Annotated in this window: 3 protein-coding genes; 2 read left to right on the forward strand and 1 reads right to left on the reverse strand. The window is 51.5% G+C overall.

Translation table 11 applies throughout. From position 1 onward, the window contains the following. Window positions 1-1150: glycosyltransferase family protein (locus AC1D06_RS42090; RefSeq protein ID WP_477991460.1), on the forward strand; the 1150-nt coding region annotated here is incomplete at its 5' end. A gap of 134 nt (window positions 1151-1284) precedes the next feature. Next, on the forward strand, window positions 1285-3213 hold the full coding sequence (locus AC1D06_RS42095) for a capsular polysaccharide export protein, LipB/KpsS family (RefSeq protein WP_477991462.1): 1929 nt from the start codon (window positions 1285-1287) through the stop codon (window positions 3211-3213). Between the two features lie 60 nt (window positions 3214-3273). Here the strand turns inward: AC1D06_RS42095 and AC1D06_RS42100 are convergent. After that, a partial coding sequence (locus tag AC1D06_RS42100; RefSeq protein ID WP_477991464.1) for a GSCFA domain-containing protein occupies window positions 3274-3825 on the reverse strand: 552 nt, incomplete at its 5' end.

Consider the following 3825-nt stretch of genomic DNA (forward strand, 5'->3'; position numbering starts at 1 on the left):
TGGTCCTCCTGGACAGCGGCCTATTTCCGAAAGGGTGAGCTTCCGACATTCGAAAAAAACAGCGCGCAATGATGCTTCGAGGGAAGACATGACCAGTCCAAAGAGCCTCTTTGTTTTGAGTGACAACATAAGCGCCACACAGATCATCAGCTTTCTGCAGCCCTTCGCCAGCTCGATATCAAAAAGCGATGTGGGACTGCAGATGGAACCGCATTCGAAAAAAGCTGGTTTCTTGGAAGGTATTATTAAGGAATGCACCCCTGATTATTTCGTTATGTCAAGGTATACCATGAATAAGGGGCGATCCCTGGCGAGATTGGCAAGAAATTACGGAATTACAACAATATATCATATTGATGATGATCTTTTAAATGTGCCGATGAGTTTGGGTGCCGTCAAGTTCGCAGCCTATAATGATCCCCAGCGCCTTGCAAATTTGCGCGCAAATATGGAGACGGCGGACCTTCTTTACGTCTCGACTCCTGCTCTCGCGAAAACTTTTGAGAGCTACAATCTCAATGTGCCGATCGTTGCCGGTGATCTATACTGTTCTGTCAGTCCGGATCAGATTTTGGAGCCCGCTCCTTCGACAATGCCAACTATAGGTTATATGGGGACAGGCGGCCACTCAGAAGACCTCGCCTTAGTTTTGCCTGCGATCGAATCCCTGATGGATGAACTATCGTGGCTGCGCTTCGAAACTTTTGGCAGTATTTTCCCACCGGCCAGCCTTGCGCGCTTCGGCGGTCGTTACATGCACCACGAGCCGGTTTCCAATTATGTTGAATTCAGGCAGAAGCTTAATTCGTTGGGATGGTGGATCGGTCTCGCCCCGCTTGAAGACAATCCGTTCAACCGCTGCAAAGCAGACACAAAATGGGTCGAATATAGCGCTGCGGGCGTAGCGACCATTGCTTCGGACCTGCCAGTTTATCACAAAGCCTGTTCGGATGGTGCAGGGGTTTTGGCTGGCTCGGTGGACGACTGGAAGAGCGCGTTGATCCGGTTGATTTGCTACCGTGATGCGAGACAAAGAAGCGTTATCAGTGCGCAGAATAAGCTTCGACAAACGTATAGCCATGAGAAGCTCGAGTTGCAATTGGAGCACGTTCTTGAGATGGCGCGAGCCAACGCCAGGCAGCGAAGCTGAATGGTAAGATTGGTCATGCGGATCTCCACCGATTTGTGATCCGGGTGGCCTTTACCCGGGGCCGGCGCTAGGTCTAGGCCCGCGACAACGGCAAGCGAACTTCCACTTATCTGGCATATCACGGAACGGGAAACATGGCTTTGAACTACGAATGGCTCTTTCGTTCCGATCGCTTATTGCAATTCCCGCTGACTATCCTCATTGCATGCAATAGCGACTATCTACACCATGCTATTGCACTTAAAAGAAGTATGGACATTTTCTCTCCGGGTTTTGACCTCGTCATCCTCATGGTGAATCCCACGAAGGGCGATCTGGACAAAGTGAAGATCGCTGCCAATGAATCCGCCGCCACCTCGGTGTCTGTTGCCACGCATGTCAAACCCGAACTGAAGTCTTGGACTGCAAAAGACCGGCAACCTTATTTTGCTTCGGTGCGCTTTCTGTTTTGCGAAGAATTGGTGCAGCGGGCGCAATGTCCCGTCGTGGTTATGGACGCTGACACCCTCATTGTTAACCCACTCAATTTGCATATTGCCGCGGTGAAAGGCTCAGCCGACATCGCGCTATGGCGCCGAGACCTTGAGCAGGATGGGCACCCCGAGCACATGAAGGTGGCTGCCTGTGTGGTGGCCTTTTTTCCTACACCCAATGGCCGGCGATTTGCAGCTGCGTTGGCGGATCGGCTCGGGGCGGAATTTGCTGCAGACCGTCCAGAGTGGTTTATTGATCAGGTTTCGCTGATCCGAACGATTGAAGCAATGGGATCGGATCTAATCGCAGCAAATTTGCGGGGGAGCTTTAAAGATTTCGACAAGTTCAAGCTGAATTCGATCGTGTGGTCTGCGAAAGGCGATTCCAAAGAGTTTTCCGAGCCGTTTTCTGTTGTCTCAAAAATACTTGGAGATTCCGAGTTTGAAAAAATACAGGCGAAGCGCGTTATCAATACTGCGCTGCGGAAATATCCGCAGAACAAAGTAAGTCTGTTCTTTCAATCACGTGCCTCTTTGATTGAGAGGCTGCCGCGCTCGGGCACATTTTATCTGCCGCGTCTCGATCTCCCCTGGAAGAAATCAGCGAGCAGTAAAATACCGCCGTTGAATGAACAAACCAACGCGGTCAGGATGTTGTGGAAGCAATTTGCAATTTGGTTCGTGAATGCGCTTGAAACGCAAGGCGTCCGAATGGAGGTACGGGAGATCCCAAATTGGGAAATAACGGCTGATCGGGTCAACACTGAGAGCGGCGATTTCGCGCTCTTACCACACAGATGTGATTTCGAAATTCCAAATCTCTCGCTGCCGGTCGCATTTTATATGCAGGAATATCTTCCGTCACTGTTCACAATTGATCACCGAGGTTGGGGGGCGGGAGCTTCGGTATATCCGCTGGCAGGCGATCTGTTGAGTAGTGGGCCTCGGGAGAGCTTTTTGCACTACAGGGGGCAACTCACTGCAGGGAAACTCGGGACGAAATTCACTCAAATGCCACGTAGCATGCAGGCGAATCGTGCCGAATACGATATATTCTTTCCGTTGCAGATTCCTCACGATCAGTCAATTTTGCATTTTTCTGATATTTCAGAAGACGCTGTCGTCGAGCGGGTCGTCGATTTCGTGCGTTCTGGCAATCTCCGACTCGTTCTCAAGCCTCATCCGGCAAATTTGAAAGCGACGGCACCCTATCAGCGTTTTGTCGATGACGTGAACGTCTTTTGGTCCACTGACAACATTCACGATCTGATTGACTGTTCGCGCGCCGTCTTTACGCTAAATAGCAGCGTGGGGTTTGAGGCGATGTTGCATGAGGTTCCAATAGTATCTTTTGCGCGTGCCATTTACGACGCGGTGACTATCAGGGCGACGCTGGACGCGCTGGAAGATGCATGGGCGCACTGTTTGGCTTGGAAGCCAGCGGATGCTCAAAGGTATCGCCCTTTTGTCGACTGGTACTGCGAAGACTATGCGATCGACCTAAGCCGGCCGGCGTTGCGGGACAAAAGTATCGCGCACCGTGTGAACGATCTCATTTCACAAGTTTACGGCGCAACGGCCAGTCATTAAAATCAAGCGCCCGGGGAAGAGTTAAAGCGCGAGAGCGAACCGCAGGGATTGTAACGTGCGTTAGACTGCCGAGCTAGCTGCAACAGGGCCAGCACGGTCGAGTGCGACTTCATCACATTCCACTTCTACAAACTCTGCAACGCTTCGCTGAAAAACCTCCGCTTTCTTCGAGCCTTCAGTGTCTGATCTACGTTCGCTTTCCGTGCCTGCTACGTGTTTGAGGAACAACCGCATGACATGCGCGACGCCTTCCTCGGTTACATTACGCAGGTCCTCGGCATAATACCRCCCGCGATTATATGCGCCCGTGATGACCTCGTAGGAGGGAAAGTAATGCACATTGGCGTGGGAATCGCTGAGGGTCTGAGCTGCTACCCGCAGCACCGATTTTGAATATGTCGTTGCTGTCAACACGTGCTCGCCTGGAACCGCAGTGGCCATAAGAGGTACAGGGGATACCGTGAGGATGACCTGCGCAGAAGGGTTAACCTGTTTGAGATAGGCGATCGCCACATTCATGTCGATAATGACTTCAACGACCGACTGATTGTGAAAAAAGTAGCGGCTTTCGTCAAAGGTGCCGCCGTCTACCCCGGGGCATAGTGGAAATAC

It is taken from the genome of Rhizobium sp. P2_G2 (assembly GCF_056403555.1).

Bases quoted from the DNA above. Each gene is read 5' to 3' on its own strand.
- AC1D06_RS42095 (WP_477991462.1), top strand. From the start codon at position 1,285: ATGGCTTTGAACTACGAATGGCTCTTTCGTTCCGATCGCTTATTGCAA.